This window comes from Sphingomonas sp. URJC2 (assembly GCF_059803575.1).
The window spans coordinates 26,854-45,063 of sequence record NZ_JAPFGX010000010.1 but is presented as its reverse complement, the minus strand read 5'-3'; the positions used below and the strand labels follow the sequence as shown (position 1 = coordinate 45,063).

Below are 18,210 nucleotides of genomic sequence, written 5' to 3'. Positions count from 1 at the left end.
TTGTCAAGCGCGCCATGCGGTTCGGCCTGCCCGGCCGCCGCCGCGATGGGGGTTCGGGGGCACGGATGCGGGAAAGGCGCGGGTCTGGATGATCGCGCCCGGCGATGCTACCGGGCACCATGCACATCCATCCGCTGATTACCGACACTGCCAGCTTGACCGATCTGTGCGCGCGCCTGTCGCGGTCGCGCTTCGTCGCGGTCGATACCGAGTTCATGCGCGAAAACACCTATTGGCCCGATCTGTGCCTGATCCAGATCGCCGATGAGCGCGAGGCGGCGGCGATCGATCCCAAGGCCGACGGGCTGGACCTGACGCCGCTGCTCGACCTGCTGGTCGCCAATGAAGATGTGCTCAAGGTGTTTCACGCCGGCGGACAGGATGTCGAGATCATCCACAACCTGACCGGGCGGACCCCGCATCCGATCTTCGACACCCAGATCGCGGCGATGGCGCTCGGCCAGGGGGACCAGATCGGCTATGGCAATCTGGTCGACAGCTGGCTGGGCATCCAGCTCGACAAGGGTGCGCGCTTCACCGACTGGGCGCGCCGCCCGCTCGACCAGCGCCAGATCGACTATGCGATTGGCGATGTCACCCATCTGGTGAAGATTTTCCCGATGATCCTTGCCAAACTGGTGAAGAAAGGGCGCGGCGACTGGCTGGACGAGGAAATGGAGCGGCTGGCCGACCCCGACAACTATGTCAACGAGCCGGATCAGGCCTGGCAGCGGGTGAAGGTGCCCAGCCGCAAGGCCGAAGTGCTTGGCCGCTTGAAGGCGCTCGCCGCCTGGCGCGAGCGCGAGGCGCAGGGCAAGAACCTGCCGCGCGGCCGCATCGTCAAGGACGAGACGCTGGCCGATCTCGCCGCCCATCCCCCGCGCCAGCAGAGCGACCTGACGCGTGTGCGCGGCCTGTCGGCCAGCTGGGGCGGCAATGACATTGGCGGGCGGCTGATGAAGGCGCTGGCCGAGGCGCAGCCGCTGCCCGCCGCCGAAATGCCGCGCGACGAGCGGCGGCCGGGGCTGGGCAAGGATGGCGGGCTGGTCGCGGACCTGCTCAAGCTGCTGCTCAAGATCCGCGCCCGCGACATCGATGTCGCGCCCCGGCTGCTCGCCCGCACCGACGAGCTGGAGCTGCTGGCCGCCGGACGGCGCGACGGGCTGTCGATCCTGACCGGCTGGCGGTTCGACCAATTCGGCAAGGATGCGCTCGATCTGGTCGAGGGACGGCTTGCCTTTGCCGTGCGCGGCGGCAAGCTGGACATGGCCCGCACCGAACAGCCGGCCGGGGAGAGTGGCGGATGAAGAGTTTTGGCCATGCCGCGCTGGCCGCGGCGCTGCTCGGCGGGCTGGCGCTGTCGGCCTGTGGCGGCAAGCCGCGCCCGCCGCGCACCCCCGCCGCCACCCCGCCCTGGGCCGGGTGCAGCACCGCCTCGCTGGAGGATCTGGTGGGCCGCGAGGCATCGGAACAGACCGTCGCCGAAGCACGCAAGCGCGCCAAGGCCGCGCTCGTCCGGCTGAAACCGCCGGGGGCGATGGTGACGATGGATTACCGGCCCGACCGGCTGAACCTGACGCTCGACGCGCAGAACCGGATCACCGCGCTTAACTGCGGCTGATCGGGCACCGCGCGGCCGCCGGTCAGGCCGCACCGAGGGCCGGTTCCAGTCCCAGTGCCTGGGCAAGCTGGCGGTGCCGTTTTTCCACGGCATCGCCATAATAATCGCCCGCGCCGGGGGCAAAGCGCAGCATCAGCCGCCCGTCCTCGATGCCCAGCGATGTCGCGCCCAGCGGCCCGGCGACCCCGCCGCTCAGCCGCTGGCCAAGCCGGATCGCCAGCCCCCATTCGGCGGCGCGGCGCAGCTCGGCAGCGCTCGCCAGCCGGTCGAAGCCGGGGATCGGGGCGACGCCGCCGCCAAAGGCGGTGAACAGCGCCTGCCCCATCATCGCCCGCCCGCGAGCATCAACGCCCACCCAGGCCCCGTGCACGGCGGTTTCGAGCGCGCGTTCGGCGCGGAATTCGGGATTGGCGCGCCAGCCGACATCGCCGAGCAGGCACGAGGCAAGCCGCAGCCGCGCATCGGGTTCCGCCCCGAACACCGGCGCGATCCAGCGGTCGAGCAGGTCGCCATGCTCGCGGAACCGGCCCTGCACCTCGGCTTCGGCGCGGCAGGCGGCGATCAGCGGATCTTCGGCGCGGACATCGCCGTCGAGCAGATCGTAAAGCAGCCCTTCGCGCAGGCCGTAGGCCGAGACGACCAGTTCGCTGGTGCCGAGCAGGTCGACCAGCACCGCGAGCAGCAGCGCCGCCTCGCCCAGTGTCGCGATGCGCCCGCCCGACAGCGAGGGGATGGCGCGCAGCCGTGCCCGGTCGGCCTGCGCCACCGTCTGCACCAGCCGCTCGGCGGCCGCGGCCGGCATCCGATATTGGTGGATGATCGGCAGCGGATAGTCGCTGAACGCCATGTCCACCCGCGCCAGCGCGCGCCACGACCCGCCGACCAGATGCAGCGGCAGGCCGCGCGCGCCCGCCAGCCACGGCGCGCGCGCCAGCTGATCGGCCACCGCCCGCTCGACCGCCGCGCGCGGCTCACCACGCAGCGCCGCCAGCCGCAGCACGCCGAGCGGGAAGGAGGCGCAATCGCCGACCGTGCCGCCGCCCAGCCGGGTCAGTTCCAGGCTGCCGCCGCCCAGATCGCCGACCAGCCCCTCCGCCCCCGGAATGGCCGACAGCACACCCAGCGCCGCCGCCCGCGCCTCTTCAACGCCGGACAACAGCTCGACCTCAAGGCCGAGCGCCGCCGCGCGCGCGAGCAGCGCGGTGCCGTTCGAGGCATCGCGCACCGCCGCCGTCGCCACGGTGCGCAGCCGGGTGACGCCCATCGCGTCGACCAGCCGGCGGAACCGCGCCAGCGCCCGCCCCGCCGCGTCCAGCGCATCGGGGGCGATCTGGCCGGTTTCGGCCAGATGTTCGCCCAGCCCCGCCGTCACCTTTTCATTGAACAGGATCGCCGGCACCCGCGCCGGCCCGCCATAAACGACCAGCCGGATCGAGTTCGAGCCGATATCGATGATCGCCGCGCGCGCGGCCAGCGGTTCGGCCGCCGGCCCGCGCAGCTGGACTGCCGCTGCCGTCATGCCCGGCGCCCGACGCTCAGCTTGGGCACCTGATCGCTGTTGGCGAGCGCGGTGCCGCGCCCGGACAGCGACGGATTGGTCATGAAATAGCGGTGCAGGTTGAACGGCCGCTCGCCCGGCTGGGTGCGGACATAGCTGCCGTCCGCGCCCAGCTCCCAGCTCTGCTCATTGTCGATGAGATTGGCGACCAGCACCTGATCGAGCACCTGATCATGCACGGTCTTGTTGGTGATCGGCAGCATATATTCGACCCGGCGGTCGAAGTTGCGCGGCATCCAGTCGGCCGAGGAGATGAACAGCTTCGCCCGGTCATTGGGCAGGTCGCGCCCGCCGCCGAACGCGAAGATGCGGCTGTGCTCAAGGAACCGCCCGACGACCGATTTGACGCGGATATTGTCCGACAGGCCCGGCACGCCGGGGCGCAGGCAGCAGATGCCGCGCACGATCAGCTCAATCACGACGCCCGCGGCGCTTGCTTCGTAAAGCTTGTCGATCATCGCCGGATCGACGAGCGAGTTCATCTTGGCCCAGATGCCGGCCGGGCGGCCGGCACGGGCATGGGCGATTTCCTCGTCGATCAGCGCCGCGATCCGCGCCCGAAGGTCGAGCGGCGACATGGCAAGCAGTTCCAGCTCGGTCGGCTCGACATAGCCGGTGATGTAGTTGAACAGCTGCGCGGCATCGCGCCCGGCGCGCGGATCGGCGGTAAAATAGCTGAGATCGGTATAGATGCGCGCCGTCACCGGATGATAATTGCCGGTGCCGAAATGGCAGTAGGTGCGATAGCCCTCACCCTCGCGGCGGACGACCATCGACACCTTGGCATGGGTCTTCCACTCGATAAAGCCATAGACGACCTGCACGCCCGCCCGCTCCAGCGCCGACGCCCAGAGCAGATTCTGCTCTTCATCGAACCGCGCCTTCAGCTCGACCACCGCCGTCACTGACTTGCCGGCCTCGGCCGCCGCGATCAGCGCCTGAATGACCGCCGACTGCTTGCCCGCGCGGTAGAGCGTCTGCTTGATGGCGACCACATCGGGATCGGCCGCCGCCTGTTGCAGGAAGGCGAGCACGACGTCGAACGTTTCATAGGGATGGTGGACGACGATGTCCTTGGCGCGGATGGCGGCGAAACAATCGCCGCCATATTCGCGGATGCGCTCGGGAAAGCGCGGGCTGAACGGCACCCACTTCAGGTCCGGCCGGTCTTCCTCGACCAGCGCCTCGAGGTCGCCGATGCCGAGCAGCCCGTCGGCCTCGGTCAGGATCGCGTCGGCGGCCAGCTCGCCGCGCACCAGCGTTTCGAGCGCGGCGGGCATGCTCGCCTCCAGCTCCAGCCGGATCACCCGGCCGCGCCGGCGGCGCTTGATCGCGCTGCGGAAGTAACGGACCAGATCCTCGGCCTCTTCCTCCAGCTCGATATCGCTGTCGCGGATGATGCGGAACGCCCCCGCCCCCAGCACCCGATAACCGGGGAAGAGCAGATCGGTGAAGCAGCGCAGCACCGATTCCATCGCGATGTAACGCGCCGGTTCGCCGGGAATGCGCACGAAGCGCGGCAGCGTCGGCGGCAGCATCACCAGCTCGCGGATCGGTTCCTTGTCCGACAGGCGGACAAGGTCGAAGATCAGCGTCAGCCCCTTGTTGGGGATGAACGGGAACGGATGCGCCGGATCGAGCGCCTGGGGGGTGATGATCGGGAAAATCTGGTTGCGGAAATGCGCCTCCAGCCAGGCGCGGTCGGCGGCCGGCAGATCGTCGCCGCGCACGACGCTGATCCCGGCACCCTGCAGGGCATCGCGCAGATCGGCCCAGACGCGCTGCTGGCTCGCCATCAGCGCTTCGGACCCGTCGGTGACGGCGGCCAGCTGCTGGATGACGGTCAGCCCGTCGAACGCGCGTTCCTCGACGCCCTGCATCTGCTGGCCCTTCAGCCCGGCGACGCGGACCATGAAGAACTCATCGAGGTTCGATCCGGAAATCGACAGGAAGCGCAGCCGCTCGAGCAGCGGATGGGCGGGGTTGCATGCCTCTTCCAGCACCCGGCGGTTGAACGCCAGCCACGACATTTCGCGGTTGAAATAACGCTGATCGCCGGCGGATGCCGGGCGGTCGTCGGCGGGGTCGAGCGGCCGGGGGCGCGCCATCAGAACAGATCCTCCTGCTTGTGACCGAACAGGTCACGCGCCAGCCTTACCGAAATCCGCACGCGCTTGGCGAGGGCCGCTTCATCGAGAAGATCGACCGCGCGCAGAATGCCGACATAGCTGCGCTCGATCCGCGCGCCGAGCCAGGGCGCAAGATCGGGCGGACAGGCCAGCCCGCGCTGGGCGAGCAGCTTGTCGATCAGCGCGGCGGTCATCGCCTCGTCGGGCTCGCCGATGCGCACCACCGGGGTGGCCGACAGGCGCGAGCGCAAATCGGGCAGCCGCACCCGCCAGGCCGGGGGCGGCTGATCGGCGATGATCAGCAGCGGGCGACGGTCGGTCTGGGCGGCGTTCCAGGCGTGGAACAGCTCATCCTCGGGCCGGCGTTCGGCATCGTCGAACAGCCGCCCGCCGCTCGACCGGGCGAACAGCCGGCCGAGCAGACTGCGCCCCGATTTGCGCGGCCCGACCAGGAGCGTCGCCATCACCGGCCAGGTGCCCCAATGATCGAGATGGCGCACCGCCTGCGCATTCACCTCGCCCACGATAAAATCTTCCTGCCGCTCCTCGGCCGGCCAGCCCAGCGGCAGCGCCATCTGGCTCATCTGGGCGGCTGCGCCCCGGCGGGCGCGGCGGGCGTGCCGCGCCGGATGCGCAGCGCGCCCGCGCCCTCCTGCACCTGCCAGCCACGCGCGGCGAGCGCGGTGCGCAGCGCCGCCTGATCGCCCTCGAACGTCACCCGCATCACCGACACGCCGCCCAGCGCGAGGCTGGACGTCGCCGCCGCGCGCACGCCCGGCACTGCGCGCAGCGCCGCTTCGGCCGCGCTGACGGCGGCGGCATCGGGGGTGTCGAACTGGATGGTGATCGCGGTTGCCGCCGGCGGCGGCGCATCGGTCAGCTGCGCCTCGTCGCCGGCCATGTCGGCGGGATCGTCGACCGTCTCGGGCAGCAGCGCCGCCATGTCGATCGCCAGCCCCGGATCGGGGGTCAGCCGCCCGGCCTGAAGCGCCGCGGCGTAAAGCGCGTCCATCCGCTTCACGCCTTCATCCATCAGCCGGGGGAGCGCCTCGCTCGACCCGACGCGCAGCACGAACCCGCCCAGATACTGGCGGTCCGGCCCGTGATAGGCGGCAAAGCGCCCGATCACCGGCCCGCCCGGCCATTCGCGCATCAGCCGCACTTCGGGGATCAGCACATCGGCCGCGCCATAGCTGTCGAGCAGCAGCCGCCACCAATTGCGCCCCGGCCTCAGGCTCTGCCCGGCATTGAGCACCAGCGGATCGACGCCGGTGCCGGTCGGGCGGACATAATCGACCGGGCTGGAGCCGGTGCGGAAACGCGCCCAGGCCTGTTGCCACAGGCTGCGCGCCTCAAGCGCCTGCGCCGTGCCGCCGGACCATTCGATCGGCAGCACCAGCATCGGCGCGGACCGCCTCAGCCCGCCGGTCGCGCCGAGGATCTGGCCGGTGCGGGCACGGTCGAACAGCACGCCCAGCCGCGCGACATAGCGGCGCGGGCCGATCTGTTCTTCCTCGACGACGATCCCGGCAACCATCTGATCGAGCGCCGAATCGGACAGGCCGGGGCCGGGCGTGCCGCCATGGGTGCGCGCCCACAGCGCCTTCCAGCCGCGCCGCTGCGCCTCGCGCCAGCCGCCCAGCCGCGCCGCTTCGGCGTTCGGCCCGACGACATCGACCTCGATTCCGCCGACCTCGAAACTCGATGAGCTGTCGATGGGCGGCACCCCGCGCTCGCCCTCGATCTGCGCGCGCAGCCCCGCGCCCGACAGCGTCCAGCCAAGCGCGGCAAGCGCACAGGCCGCAGCGCCCAGCACCGGCACGGCACCGGCCGGCACCGGCGGCAGGAAACGGAAACGGGCAAGCACGGTCACGCCGCCCTTCTGGCGTGTCGGCGGTGGAAATCCAAGCATGTTGTCGCTAGGGCCGACGACATGACGGACAACAAGCCCTATACCTATGCCCAGGCCGGCGTCTCGATCGCGGCGGGCAATGCGCTGGTCAAGGCCATCGCCCCGCTGGCACGCGCGACCCGGCGGCCCGGCGCGGACGCCGATCTGGGCGGCTTTGGCGGGTTTTTCGACCTGAAGGCGGCGGGCTATACCGATCCGCTGCTGGTCGCCGCCAATGACGGGGTGGGCACCAAGCTCAAGCTTGCCATCGAGCATGACCGGCATGACGGGGTGGGTATCGATCTGGTCGCGATGTGCGCCAACGATCTGATCGTGCAGGGTGCGGAGCCTTTGTTCTTCCTTGATTATTATGCGACCGGCCGGCTGGAACCGGGGGTCGCCGAACGGGTGATCGCCGGCATTGCCGAGGGGTGCCGCCAGGCCGGCTGCGCGCTGATCGGCGGCGAAACCGCCGAGATGCCGGGCATGTATGCGCCCGGCGACTATGACCTTGCCGGCTTCTGCGTCGGCGCGGTCGAGCGCGATCAGGCGCTGACCGGCAACCGCGTGCAGGCGGGCGACCTGATCCTCGGCATCGCGTCGTCGGGCGTGCATTCCAACGGCTATTCGCTGGTCCGGCGGCTGGCCGCCGACCGGGGGTGGAAGCTCGACCGGCCGGCGCTGTTCGACAATGAAGTGCTGCTGATCGACGCGCTGATGGCCCCGACCCGCATCTATGTCCGCGCGCTGCTGCCCGAAGTGCGCGCCGGGCGCATCCATGCGCTCGCCCACATCACCGGCGGCGGGCTGCTGGAAAATATCCCCCGCGTGCTGCCTGCCGATCTGCACGCGCATATCGACGCCGATGCCTGGCCGCAGCCGCGGCTGATGGCGTTTCTGCAGGCGCAGGGCGCGATCGAGCCGGCGGAAATGGCGCGCACCTTCAACTGCGGGATCGGCATGGCGGTGATCGTGTCGCCCGACATGGCCGCGCAGGTGACCGCCGCGCTGACCGCGGCGGGCGAGCAGCTGTTCACGATCGGCCGGGTCGAGCCGGGCGCGCGCGGCTGCACGGTCGCCGGGTCGGCCGAGGCCTGGAGCGCACGCGCCAGCTGGGACGCCGTGCACCTTGGCTGATCCGCTCCCTCCTGCGTCTCCCGTGGCCAGGGCACGCATCGGCGTGCTGATTTCCGGCCGGGGATCGAACATGGCGGCCTTGCTCTATGCCTCGCGCCTCGCCGGGGCCGGCTATGAGATCGTGCTCGTTGCCGCCAATGATCCCGATGCGCCGGGGCTGGCGCTTGCCCGGGCGGAAGGGATTGCGACCTTCGCGCACAGCCATGTCGGCATGGGCCGGGCGGCATTCGATGCGCTGATCGATGAGCAACTGCGCGCAGCAGGCGTCGAATATGTCGCGCTTGCCGGCTATATGCGCCTGTTATCGCGCGATTTTGTCGTGAAATGGCAGGGCCGGATCATCAACGTCCACCCCTCGCTGCTGCCGCTCTACAAGGGGCTGGACACGCATGAACGGGCACTTGCTGCCGGTGACCGCGAGGCGGGCTGCTCGGTCCATATAGTCACGCCCGAGCTGGATGACGGGCCGGTGCTCGGCCAGGCGCGGGTGGCGATCCTGCCCGGCGACACGCCCGACAGCCTTGCCGCACGGGTGCTGATCGCCGAGCATCAGCTTTACCCGCGCGTGCTGAACGCATTTGTGACCGGGCAGCGCTGAACCGCCGCCCGCCCAAGCGCCCGTGCGGGCGCAGGCCCTATGGCCCGCGCCCGGCCCGGATCAGATGCCGATATCGTCGAGCGACAACAGCGTCGCATTGCCGCCGGCGCTGGTGGTGTCGGTGCTCGTCACCCGCTCGGCACAGAAGCGCGGCAGGTAATGCGGGCCGCCGGCCTTGGGACCGGTGCCCGAATGCCCCTCGCCGCCAAAAGGCTGGCTGCCGACGATCGCGCCGATCATCGAGCGGTTGACATAGAGATTGCCGACCCGCGCCAGCGCCTCGACCGTCTCCGCCGCCCGCGCGATGCGGCTGTGCAGCCCCATGGTCAGGCCGAAGCCCTTGGCGTTCACCCGCGCGACCACCTCTTCAAGCGTCCCCGCCTTCCAGGTCGCGACGTGCAGCAGCGGCCCGAACCATTCGGCCTGCAGATCGTCAATGTCATCGAGGCGGATGATCGTCGGCGGCACGAAATGCCCGCCCTCCGGCACCGCAAGGCTGTGGACGATCCGCCCGGCCATCGCGGTGCGGTGCGCCATCAGCCGGTCATGGGCGGCAGCATCGATCACCGGGCCGACATCGGTCGCCGGGTCGGCGGGATCGCCGATCACCAGCGTGTTCATCGCGCCCTTGAGCATTTCGATCGTGTGATCGGCGATATCTTCCTGCAGCAGCAGCAGGCGCAGCGCCGAACAACGCTGCCCGGCCGAGCGGAAGGCCGAGGTGACGACATCCTGCACCACCTGTTCGGCAAGTGCTGTCGAATCGACGATCATCGCATTGATGCCGCCGGTTTCGGCGATCAGCGGCACCAGCGGGCGGCTGTCATCGGCCAGCAGCGCGCGGGCGATGCGCCGCGCCGTGGCGGTCGATCCGGTAAAGGCGACCCCGGCCACCCGCGCATCGGCGACCAGCGCCGCCCCGGTGTCCGGCCCGCCGGCGGCGAGGATCAGCACATCGGCCGGCACCCCCGCCTGATGGGCAAGCTCGACGGCGCGCGCGGCGATGCGCGGCGTCTGCGGCGCGGGCTTGGCGACCACGGCATTGCCGGTGACGAGTGCCGCCACCGTCTGGCCGAGGAAGATCGCGAGCGGGAAGTTCCACGGCGCGATCGTCACCCAGACGCCGCGGCCTTCCATGCGCAGGATGTTGCGCTCGCCGGTCGGCCCGGGCAGCTCGACGGGCTGGAGATGGGCGCGCGCCTGATCGGCGTAGTAACGACAGAAATCGACCGCCTCGCGCACTTCGGCAAGCGCGTCGGGAATGGTCTTGCGCGCTTCATGCACGCAGATCGCCATCAGCTCGGCCCGGTGCTCTTCCAGCAGATCGGCCAGCCGGTCGAGACAGGCGGCGCGCGCCTCCACGGGCCGCGCCGACCACGCATCGGCGGCGGCGCGGGCGCGCGCCACGGCCGCAGCCGGATCGGCCAGCGCGGCCGGGGCGGACGGCAGGCCGTGCCGGCCGATTTCGGCGGCGATTGCCGCCAGAGTGTCACTGTCTTGCAGGTCGATGCCCTCGCTGTTGCGCCGCTCCGGCGCGAACAGGTCGCGCGGCAGGGCGATTCCGGGATGACGGCTGCCGCCCACCGCCTCGATCCGGGCGACCGGATCGGCGAGCAGCACCTCGTCGCTCAGCCGCTCATCGGCGAGCTGATGCACGAAACTGGAGTTCGCGCCGTTTTCGAGCAGCCGCCGGACCAGATAGGCAAGCAGGTCGCGGTGGCCGCCGACGGGCGCGTAGATGCGGCAATGATAGCCCTGTTCGCGCACCAGCCGCTCATACAGCCCCTCGCCCATGCCGTGCAGGCGCTGGAACTCGAAATCGCGGCGGCCGCCCGCCCATTCGACGATGGTGGCGACGGTCAGCGCATTGTGGCTGGCAAAGGCGGGCGCGATGCCCGGCGCATCGAGCATGTCGCGCGCACAGGCCAGATAGGACACATCGGTCGCCGCCTTGCGGGTGAACAGCGGATAATCGCTCAGCCCCGCTTCCTGGGTGCGCTTGATCTCGCTGTCCCAATAGGCGCCCTTGACCAGCCGGACATTCATCCGCCGCCCGGTCTCGCGCGCCAGCTCATCGGCCCAGCCAATGACCGCGCGGGCGCGTTTGCCATAGGCCTGCACCGCCATGCCATAGCCGTCCCAGCCCTTGAGCGCGGGCATGCGGGCGACGCCGGCGATGATGTCGAGGCTCATTTCCAGCCGCTCGGATTCCTCGGCATCGACGGTCAGCGCGATGCCGCGACGCGACGCTTCGAGCGCAAGCGTGGCGAGCATTTCGGTGAGCGCCGGCACGCAATCGGCGCGGTGCGCGACCTCGTAACGCGGGTGCAGCGCCGACAGCTTGACCGACACCGAATGGCCCGCCGCCGGATCGCTGCCGACAGCTGCAATCGCCGCCATATAGCTGTCGAAATAACGCTGCCCGTCGGGATAGGTGCGCGCCGCTTCGCCCAGCATGTCGAAACTGGCGGTGAAGCCCTTGTTTTCGGGCTTTTTCATCCGGCGGGTCGCTTCATCGATGGTGCGGCCCATGACGAAGATTTCGCCCATCATCCGCATCGCCGCGCCCACCGCCTGGCGGACGAACGGCTCGCCCGCGCGCGCGATCAGCCGCCGCAGCACCCCGCCCTGCCCCGCGTCATGGACAAGCGCCTTGCCCATCACCAGCCCCCAGGTGGCCGAGTTGACCAGCGCCGACGCGCTGCGCCCGGCATGGGCGCGCCAATCGGCCTCGCCCAGCTTGTCGGCGATCAGCAGATCGGCGGTTGCGGGATCGGGCACGCGCAGAAACGCCTCGGCGAGCGACAGCAGGGCGACGCCTTCCGACGTGTTCAGCCGATATTCCTGCAGGAACTGGTTGACCCAGCCGGTCGTCTGCGCGGCGCGCAGATCGGCGAGCAGCCCCAGCGCCACGCGCACCGCCCCCTCGCGCTCTTCGGGCGCGAGTCGGGCGCGTTCGAGCAGCGGTTTCAGCACCTCCGGCTCGGGCGCGCGGTGGAGCGATTTGAGCGGCAAAAGCGTGCGTGACGTTGCGGAATCCATGGGCTCCCCTTCGCAGGGCTTGGCCCGGTCTTGCAAGGGGGAAAGTGGGATGCGTAGGGATGCACGCACAGCACCGCTAAGGCAGCAGCCGGGCGGGCAAGAACAGACATTATGCGGGAGAGTTGCACCATGCCCACCGTCAGCCTTGATGAGCTGAAAGCCAAGGTCGGACAGCCGCTCGGCACGTCGGACTGGCTGACCGTCGATCAGGCGATGATCGACAAATTCGCCGATGCGACCGGCGATCACCAGTTCATCCATGTCGATCCCGACAAGGCGAAGCTGACCCCGTTTGGCGGCACCATCGCGCACGGCTTCCTGTCGCTGTCGCTGATGCCGGTTTTGACCCAGATGACCGACATGCCGCGCCCGGCCGGGATCAAGATGGGCGTCAATTATGGCGGCAACAAAACCCGTTTCCTCGCCCCGGTGCGTTCGGGCAAGCGGGTGCGCGGCCATTTCAAGCTGCTCGAGCTGGAGGAAAAGCGCCCCGGCCAGTGGCAGCAGACCGTTGAATACACACTCGAGATCGAGGGTGAGGACAAGCCGGCGCTGATCGCCGAATGGATCAGCCAGTTCTTCCTGTAACCCGCTCGGCCCGCCCGCCTGCGCCCGGGCCGGGGGCCTGCAACCCGACACAGTGATTTGCCGAACAGCGCATTCAAGGAGAGACAAGATGCGTGACGCCGTTATCGTTTCCACCGCCCGCACGCCGATCGGCCGTGCCTATCGCGGCGCGTTCAACAACCTGCCGTCGCCGACGCTGGCGGGCCATGCGATCAGCGCCGCCGTCGCGCGCGCCGGCATCGACCCGGCCGAGGTGCAGGACGTGGTATTCGGTGCCGCGCTCCAGCAGGGCCATCAGGCCGGCAACATCGCCCGCACCGCGCTGCTGCGCGCCGGGCTGCCGGTCACCGTTTCGGGCATGTCGGTCGACCGCCAGTGCGCGTCGGGCCTGATGGCGATCGCGACCGCCGCCAAGCAGATCATCGACGATCAGATGGACGTGGCGATCGGCGGCGGCGTCGAGAGCATCTCGCTCGTCCAGACACCGCAGATGCGCGTCGCCCCCGATCCCGAGCTGCTGGCGATGCACAACGCCATCTACATGCCGATGCTCCAGACCGCCGAAGTCGTCGCCAAGCGTTACGGCATCAGCCGCGACGCGCAGGATGAATATGCGCTCCAGTCGCAGCAGCGCACCGCCGCCGCCCAGGCCGCCGGCAAGTTCGACGACGAAATCGTGCCGGTGACCGCGACCATGGCCGTCACCAACAAGGAAACCAAGGAAGTCACCTACAAGGAGGTGACGCTGGCCAAGGACGAGGGCAACCGCGCCGACACCACGCTTGACGGGCTGAAGTCGCTCCAGCCGGTGATGGGCCCGGACATGAACATCACCGCCGGCAATGCCTCGCAGCTGTCGGACGGCGCGGCGGCATCGGTGCTGATGGAAGCGCGGCTTGCCGAACAGCGCGGCCTGACCCCGCTTGGCCGCTATGTCGGCATGGCGGTCGCGGGCACCGAGCCCGATGAAATGGGCATCGGCCCGGTGTTCGCCATCCCCAAGCTGCTCGACCGGTTCGGCCTGAAGATGGACGATATCGGCCTGTGGGAGCTGAACGAGGCGTTCGCCGTGCAGGTGCTTTACTGCCGCGACAAGCTGGGCATCCCCAATGAGCTGCTGAACGTCAATGGCGGCGCGATTTCGATCGGCCATCCTTACGGCATGTCGGGTGCGCGCATGGTTGGGCATGCGCTGATCGAGGGCAAGCGCCGCGGCGCGCGCCATGTCGTCATCACCATGTGCGTCGGCGGCGGCATGGGCGCTGCCGGCCTGTTCGAAGTCCTCTGATCCGCACTGCCGGCCGGGCCTCCGCGCCCGGCCGGCACGCATCGCCCCGGTTTTGACAAAGCGGCGCCGGCCGGGGCAGTCAGGGGCGATGGCAACGCCCCCTTCCCGCTTTCCCCTTCCCGTCCGGCGGCCGGTCCGCCGATGAACCGCCTGCTCGTCTTCGGGCCGGGCTATACGGCGTCGCGGCTGATCGCGGCGGCACAGGCGCAGGGCTGGGCGGTCGAGGCGGTGACGCGCGCGATCCTCGATGACCCCGCACAGGTCGCCGCGATGGTCGCCCGCGCCACCCATATCCTGTCGAGCGTGCCGCCCGCGGGCGAGGAGGATCCGGTGCTCGCCCGCCACGGGCCGCTGCTCGCCGGGTGCGGGGCGTGGCTGGGCTATCTGTCGTCGACCGGCGTTTATGGCGATGCCGGCGGGGCGTGGGTCGATGAAACCGCGCCGACCGGCAGCGGCCGCCGCTCGGCCCGGGCGCGGGCCGATGGCGACTGGCTGGCACTTGGCGCGCGGGTGTTCCGCCTGCCGGGGATTTACGGGCCGGGACGCAGCGCGCTCGACCGGGTGATGGCGGGCAGCGCCCACCGGGTCGACATGCCCGGCCAGATTTTCAGCCGCGTCCATGTCGACGATATCGTCAGCGGGGTAATCGCCGGCTTCGCCGCCCCTGCCGGGGCCTATAATCTGGCCGATGACGAGCCTGCGCCGCAGAATGATGTCGTCTGCCATGCCGCACGGCTGCTCGACCTGCCCGATCCGCCCTTTGTCGCGCTTGAGACGCTATCGCCGATGGCGCGCGGCTTTTATGCCGAAAACCGCCGGGTGGCGAACGGCAAGGCGCGGCGCGTGCTCGGCTGGACGCCCGCTTATCCCGATTACCGCGCCGGGCTGCGCGCGCTCAGCGCCAGCACCAGCCCGATCAGCGCCAGCCCCCCGCCCGCCATTGCCGTCGGCGTCCAGCGATAGCCTTCGAACAGCGTCGACAGCGCCATCGCAATCACCGGGATGATCACCCCCGAATAGGCCGCGCGCGCCGCGCCGATCCGCCGGATCAGCGGGTAATAGAGCATGAACGCCACCGCCGAGGCGGCGACGCCCAGATAGACGATGCCCGCCAGATAGGCGGGGCGCGGATCCCAGGCAGGCGGGCCGCTGGTGATCCATGCCCAGAGCGCATTGCCGATGGTGCCGGTGATCATGCTCCAGCACATCACGCTGACCAGCGGGGCCTGCTGGACACGCGGCAGCGCCTGCAGGATGTTGGCCGACGATGCCGACAGCACGGCGAGCAGCGACAGGGCGATGCCCAGCCCGGTGCGCGCGCCGGCGGCACCCCCCGCCCCCCATTCATGCGCGAACAGCAGCCCGATCCCGGCGAGCGCGACCGCCGACCCGGCGATGAAGCCACGCGACAGCTGCTGACCCAGAAAGATGCGGCCGAGCAGCGCATTGGGGATGACGAGCAGCGCGAAGATGACCGCGACCAGCCCCGATGTGATGTGCGCTTCCGCCCGGTAGACAAGGTTGAAGTTGACGACGAACTGCGCCAGCCCGAGCAGCAGAGTGATCCCCCAGACCGGCCGGGGCAGCGCGAGCGACGTGCGCGTCGCCAGCGCATAGCCGGCCATGGCAATGCTGCCGGCGGCAAAACGGTACGTGACCGACCAGCTGGGCGGCACCGCGGCCAGCTGATCGCGGATGACCAGCCAGGTCGATCCCCAGATCAGCGTGACGATGGCGAACGGCACCACGACGCCCCATGCGCCGCCAGACCGCCGATCCGCACCGCCGATGTTCGCCGCGCCGCTCACAGCGCTGCAATCGCCGCGGCGAGCGGGGCGATCGCCGCCTCGTCCTGATCCCAGCTGACCACCAGCCGCGCCGCGCCCACGCCCCAGTCGTAGAAATCAAAGCCCTGGGCGCGCAGCGCCGCCGCCTCATCGGCGCTCAGCGCCACGAACACCTCATTGGCCTGAACCGGGTGGAGCAGCCGGCCGCCCGCCGCCGCGCCGAGGCGCGCCGCCCCGGCATTGGCGGCCCGCGCATTGGCGAGCCACAGGTCATTGTCGAGCATCGCGAGGATCTGCGCGGCCAGATAGCGCCCCTTGGACAGCAAATGGCCCGAACGCTTGCGGCGGATGCGGGTGGCGGCGGCAAGATCGGGGCGGAACAGGATCAGAGCCTCGGCGCACAGCCCGCCATTTTTGACGAAGCCGAAGCTGAGCGCATCGACCCCGGCCCGCCAGGTCAGGTCGGCGGGCGAACAGCCGAGATGCGCGACCGCATTGGCAAAGCGCGCCCCGTCCATATGCAGGCCCCAGCCGCGCGCGCGGGCAAGCGCGCCCAGCGCCGCAACCTCGTCGGGCGTATAGACCAACCCATATTCGGTCGCATTGGTGATCGACAGCGCATGGGGCTGCACCTGATGCACATCGGGCCGGATCTGGTCGGCAAAACCGGCGACGGTCGCGGGATCGAGCTTCGCGCCCGCGCCGTCGATCAGCATCAGCTGCGCGCCGCCGGTGAAGAACGCCGGCGCGCCCGCTTCATCGACCTGGATATGCGCCTCGCGGTGGCAGAGCACGCCGCCATAAGGCGGGCAGAGCGCGGCCAGCGCGAGGCAATTGGCCGCCGTCCCCGTCGTCACCCACAGAGCCGCGACCTCGGTGCCGAACAGCTGCGAAAACGCATCGTCGAGGCGCGCGGACCAGCCATCGCCGTCATAAGCGGTGTCGAGCCGGTCGGCGGCGGCGATCGCCGCCATGACGGCCGGATGAGCGGGCGCGGCATTGTCGGAAAAAAAGCGCATGGCCTGCATCTGCGGGGCTTTGCCCGGCCGGTCAATCCGGCGCGGCGGGCGCATTGCCGGCCATGGGCGGACCGGCGGCATTTTTGGTCTTGCGCGCCGCTGCTGCACCGCACAAACTCCCTGTCTCAGGGGGAAAGGGCACGGGTGGCGCGAAAACCGGCTTTTGACGAAATGGGGGCGGATCCGGTCCGGTCGCCCTATGCTGCGGTCCGCGCCTGGCTGGACGAAACCCCGCCCGAATATCTGCACACCCGCCGCGCTCAGGCAGAGCTGTTCTTCCGCCGCATCGGCATCACCTTTGCCGTTTATGGCGACGCCCAGGCCGATGAACGGCTGATCCCGTTCGACATCATCCCGCGCATCCTGTCGCGCAGCGAATGGACGAAGCTGGAGGCCGGGCTGATCCAGCGCGTCACCGCGCTCAACGCCTTTCTGAGCGACATTTACGGCCCGCGCGAGATTCTGAAGGCTGGGCTGATCCCGCCCGAACTGGTGCTGCGCAACCCGCAATTCTGCCTCGCCGCGATCGAGCGGCAGCCGCCGCACGGCATCTACACCCATATCGCGGGCATCGACATCGTGCGCACCGGCGCCGACGAGTTCCATGTGCTGGAAGACAATGCCCGCACCCCTTCGGGCGTGTCCTATATGCTCGAAAACCGCGAAGTGATGATGCGGCTGCTGCCCGAGCTGTTCGACCGGCACCGGGTCGCGCCGGTCGAGACCTATGCCGACATGCTGCTTGGCACGTTGCGCTCGGTCGCGCCGCCGCATTGCGAGGGCGAGCCGACGGTGGTGGTGCTCACCCCCGGATTTCACAACTCGGCCTATTACGAGCACAGCTTTCTGGCCGACAAACTAGGGGTCGAGCTGGTCGAGGGCAGCGACCTGTTCGTGCGCGACGATGTGCTCTACATGCGCACGACCGAAGGGCCGCGCCGGGTCGATGTCGTCTATCGCCGGGTCGATGATGCGTTTCTGGACCCTTTGGTGTTCCGGCCGGATTCGCTGCTCGGCGCGCCGGGGATGATGAGCGCCTACAAGATGGGCAATCTCGCCATCGCCAATGCCATCGGCACCGGCATTGCCGATGACAAGGCGATTTACAGCTACATGCCCGAAATCGTCCGCTTCTATACGGGCGAGGAGCCGATCCTGCGCAACGTGCCGACCTGGCGCTGCCGCGAGGCGGACTCGCTCGCCTATGTGCTCGATCATCTGGACGAGCTGGTGGTCAAGGAGGTCGATGGCTCGGGCGGCTATGGGATGCTGGTCGGCCCGCATGCGAGCAGCGCCGAGCGCGCCGCCTATGCCCAGCGGCTGCGCGCCGATCCGGCGCGGTTCATCGCCCAGCCGACGCTCGCTCTGTCGACCTGCCCGACGCTGGTCGAGGCCGGGATCGCGCCCCGCCATGTCGATCTGCGCCCGTTCGTGCTGACCGGCCGTGACGGCGTGCAGATCGTGCCCGGCGGGCTGACGCGGGTGGCGCTTGCCGACGGGTCGCTGGTCGTCAACTCCAGCCAGGGCGGCGGGACCAAGGACACATGGGTGCTCGATGACTGAACCGGCCCTC

Annotated in this window: 14 protein-coding genes and 1 pseudogene; 8 read left to right on the top strand and 7 right to left on the bottom strand. The window is 69.7% G+C overall.

Features of this window, described 5'->3' with window-relative positions; all coding sequences use genetic code 11:
- The first annotated feature begins 119 nt into the window (after positions 1-119).
- Together rnd and OPU66_RS06010 are read left to right on the top strand one after the other, a co-directional pair.
- A complete protein-coding gene (gene rnd, locus OPU66_RS06015; RefSeq protein ID WP_498552730.1) occupies positions 120-1,307 on the top strand; it encodes a ribonuclease D in 1,188 nt (395 codons plus the stop codon).
- Positions 1,304-1,621 (top strand): I78 family peptidase inhibitor, encoded by a 318-nt coding sequence (locus tag OPU66_RS06010; RefSeq protein WP_498552704.1) that lies wholly within the window; start codon positions 1,304-1,306, stop codon positions 1,619-1,621. The genes rnd and OPU66_RS06010 overlap by 4 nt, the downstream gene beginning before the upstream one ends.
- 22 nt (positions 1,622-1,643) lie before the next feature.
- On the opposite strand, the gene OPU66_RS06005 is transcribed toward OPU66_RS06010, so the two are convergent.
- Genes OPU66_RS06005 through OPU66_RS05990 form a run of 4 tightly spaced genes read right to left on the bottom strand, consistent with a single transcriptional unit; the run spans position 1,644 to position 7,175 of the window.
- Entirely contained in the window at positions 1,644-3,140 is a 1,497-nt protein-coding gene (locus OPU66_RS06005) for a Ppx/GppA phosphatase family protein (protein WP_498552703.1), read from the bottom strand.
- Positions 3,137-5,287, bottom strand: coding sequence for an RNA degradosome polyphosphate kinase (locus OPU66_RS06000; RefSeq protein WP_498552702.1), 2,151 nt, complete (start codon positions 5,285-5,287; stop codon positions 3,137-3,139). Before OPU66_RS06000 ends, OPU66_RS06005 begins: the two co-directional genes overlap by 4 nt.
- Positions 5,287-5,892 carry a P-loop NTPase family protein gene (locus OPU66_RS05995; protein ID WP_498552701.1) on the bottom strand — a complete coding sequence of 202 codons (606 nt, stop codon included), beginning with the start codon at positions 5,890-5,892 and terminating at the stop codon, positions 5,287-5,289. The genes OPU66_RS06000 and OPU66_RS05995 overlap by 1 nt, the downstream gene beginning before the upstream one ends.
- A complete protein-coding gene (locus tag OPU66_RS05990) occupies positions 5,889-7,175 on the bottom strand; it encodes a heavy-metal-associated domain-containing protein (RefSeq protein ID WP_498552729.1) in 1,287 nt (428 codons plus the stop codon). The genes OPU66_RS05995 and OPU66_RS05990 overlap by 4 nt, the downstream gene beginning before the upstream one ends.
- A 66-nt stretch (positions 7,176-7,241) precedes the next feature.
- On the opposite strand from OPU66_RS05990, the gene purM reads away from it, so the two are divergent.
- The gene (gene purM / locus OPU66_RS05985) at positions 7,242-8,336 is read left to right on the top strand and encodes a phosphoribosylformylglycinamidine cyclo-ligase (protein ID WP_498552700.1); all 1,095 of its coding nucleotides are present in this window, start codon (positions 7,242-7,244) and stop codon (positions 8,334-8,336) included.
- A gap of 22 nt (positions 8,337-8,358) precedes the next feature.
- Positions 8,359-8,931, top strand: a pseudogene (gene purN, locus OPU66_RS05980) (phosphoribosylglycinamide formyltransferase); the annotation flags it as partial.
- Positions 8,932-8,994: 63 nt separating this feature from the next.
- Here the strand turns inward: purN and OPU66_RS05975 are convergent.
- Positions 8,995-11,976 (bottom strand): L-glutamate gamma-semialdehyde dehydrogenase, encoded by a 2,982-nt coding sequence (locus OPU66_RS05975; RefSeq protein WP_498552699.1) that lies wholly within the window; start codon positions 11,974-11,976, stop codon positions 8,995-8,997.
- Between the two features lie 129 nt (positions 11,977-12,105).
- On the opposite strand from OPU66_RS05975, the gene OPU66_RS05970 reads away from it, so the two are divergent.
- From OPU66_RS05970 to OPU66_RS05960, 3 genes are all read left to right on the top strand, one after another.
- On the top strand, positions 12,106-12,564 hold the full coding sequence (locus OPU66_RS05970) for a MaoC family dehydratase (RefSeq protein WP_498552698.1): 459 nt from the start codon (positions 12,106-12,108) through the stop codon (positions 12,562-12,564).
- Between the two features lie 88 nt (positions 12,565-12,652).
- Positions 12,653-13,831: an acetyl-CoA C-acyltransferase gene (locus OPU66_RS05965; protein ID WP_160593555.1), complete on the top strand. Its 1,179-nt coding sequence runs from the start codon at positions 12,653-12,655 to the stop codon at positions 13,829-13,831.
- Positions 13,832-13,972: 141 nt separating this feature from the next.
- A complete protein-coding gene (locus OPU66_RS05960; RefSeq protein ID WP_498552697.1) occupies positions 13,973-14,794 on the top strand; it encodes a Rossmann-fold NAD(P)-binding domain-containing protein in 822 nt (273 codons plus the stop codon).
- Here OPU66_RS05960 and OPU66_RS05955 read toward each other — a convergent pair.
- A complete protein-coding gene (locus tag OPU66_RS05955; protein WP_498552696.1) occupies positions 14,704-15,639 on the bottom strand; it encodes a DMT family transporter in 936 nt (311 codons plus the stop codon). The genes OPU66_RS05960 and OPU66_RS05955 overlap by 91 nt on opposite strands.
- Entirely contained in the window at positions 15,636-16,637 is a 1,002-nt protein-coding gene (locus OPU66_RS05950) for a threonine aldolase family protein (protein WP_498552695.1), read from the bottom strand. Before OPU66_RS05950 ends, OPU66_RS05955 begins: the two co-directional genes overlap by 4 nt.
- Before the next feature lie 144 nt (positions 16,638-16,781).
- On the opposite strand from OPU66_RS05950, the gene OPU66_RS05945 reads away from it, so the two are divergent.
- Positions 16,782-18,200 carry a circularly permuted type 2 ATP-grasp protein gene (locus OPU66_RS05945; RefSeq protein ID WP_498552694.1) on the top strand — a complete coding sequence of 473 codons (1,419 nt, stop codon included), beginning with the start codon at positions 16,782-16,784 and terminating at the stop codon, positions 18,198-18,200.
- Positions 18,201-18,210: the final 10 nt, after the last annotated feature.

Bases quoted from the DNA above. Each gene is read 5' to 3' on its own strand.
- rnd (WP_498552730.1), top strand. From the start codon at position 120: ATGCACATCCATCCGCTGATTACCGACACTGCCAGCTTGACCGATCTG.
- OPU66_RS06010 (WP_498552704.1), top strand. From the start codon at position 1,304: ATGAAGAGTTTTGGCCATGCCGCGCTGGCCGCGGCGCTGCTCGGCGGG.
- OPU66_RS06005 (WP_498552703.1), bottom strand. From the start codon at position 3,140: ATGACGGCAGCGGCAGTCCAGCTGCGCGGGCCGGCGGCCGAACCGCTG.
- OPU66_RS06000 (WP_498552702.1), bottom strand. From the start codon at position 5,287: ATGGCGCGCCCCCGGCCGCTCGACCCCGCCGACGACCGCCCGGCATCC.
- OPU66_RS05995 (WP_498552701.1), bottom strand. From the start codon at position 5,892: ATGAGCCAGATGGCGCTGCCGCTGGGCTGGCCGGCCGAGGAGCGGCAG.
- purM (WP_498552700.1), top strand. From the start codon at position 7,242: ATGACGGACAACAAGCCCTATACCTATGCCCAGGCCGGCGTCTCGATC.
- OPU66_RS05975 (WP_498552699.1), bottom strand. From the start codon at position 11,976: ATGGATTCCGCAACGTCACGCACGCTTTTGCCGCTCAAATCGCTCCAC.
- OPU66_RS05970 (WP_498552698.1), top strand. From the start codon at position 12,106: ATGCCCACCGTCAGCCTTGATGAGCTGAAAGCCAAGGTCGGACAGCCG.
- OPU66_RS05965 (WP_160593555.1), top strand. From the start codon at position 12,653: ATGCGTGACGCCGTTATCGTTTCCACCGCCCGCACGCCGATCGGCCGT.
- OPU66_RS05960 (WP_498552697.1), top strand. From the start codon at position 13,973: ATGAACCGCCTGCTCGTCTTCGGGCCGGGCTATACGGCGTCGCGGCTG.
- OPU66_RS05950 (WP_498552695.1), bottom strand. From the start codon at position 16,637: ATGCGCTTTTTTTCCGACAATGCCGCGCCCGCTCATCCGGCCGTCATG.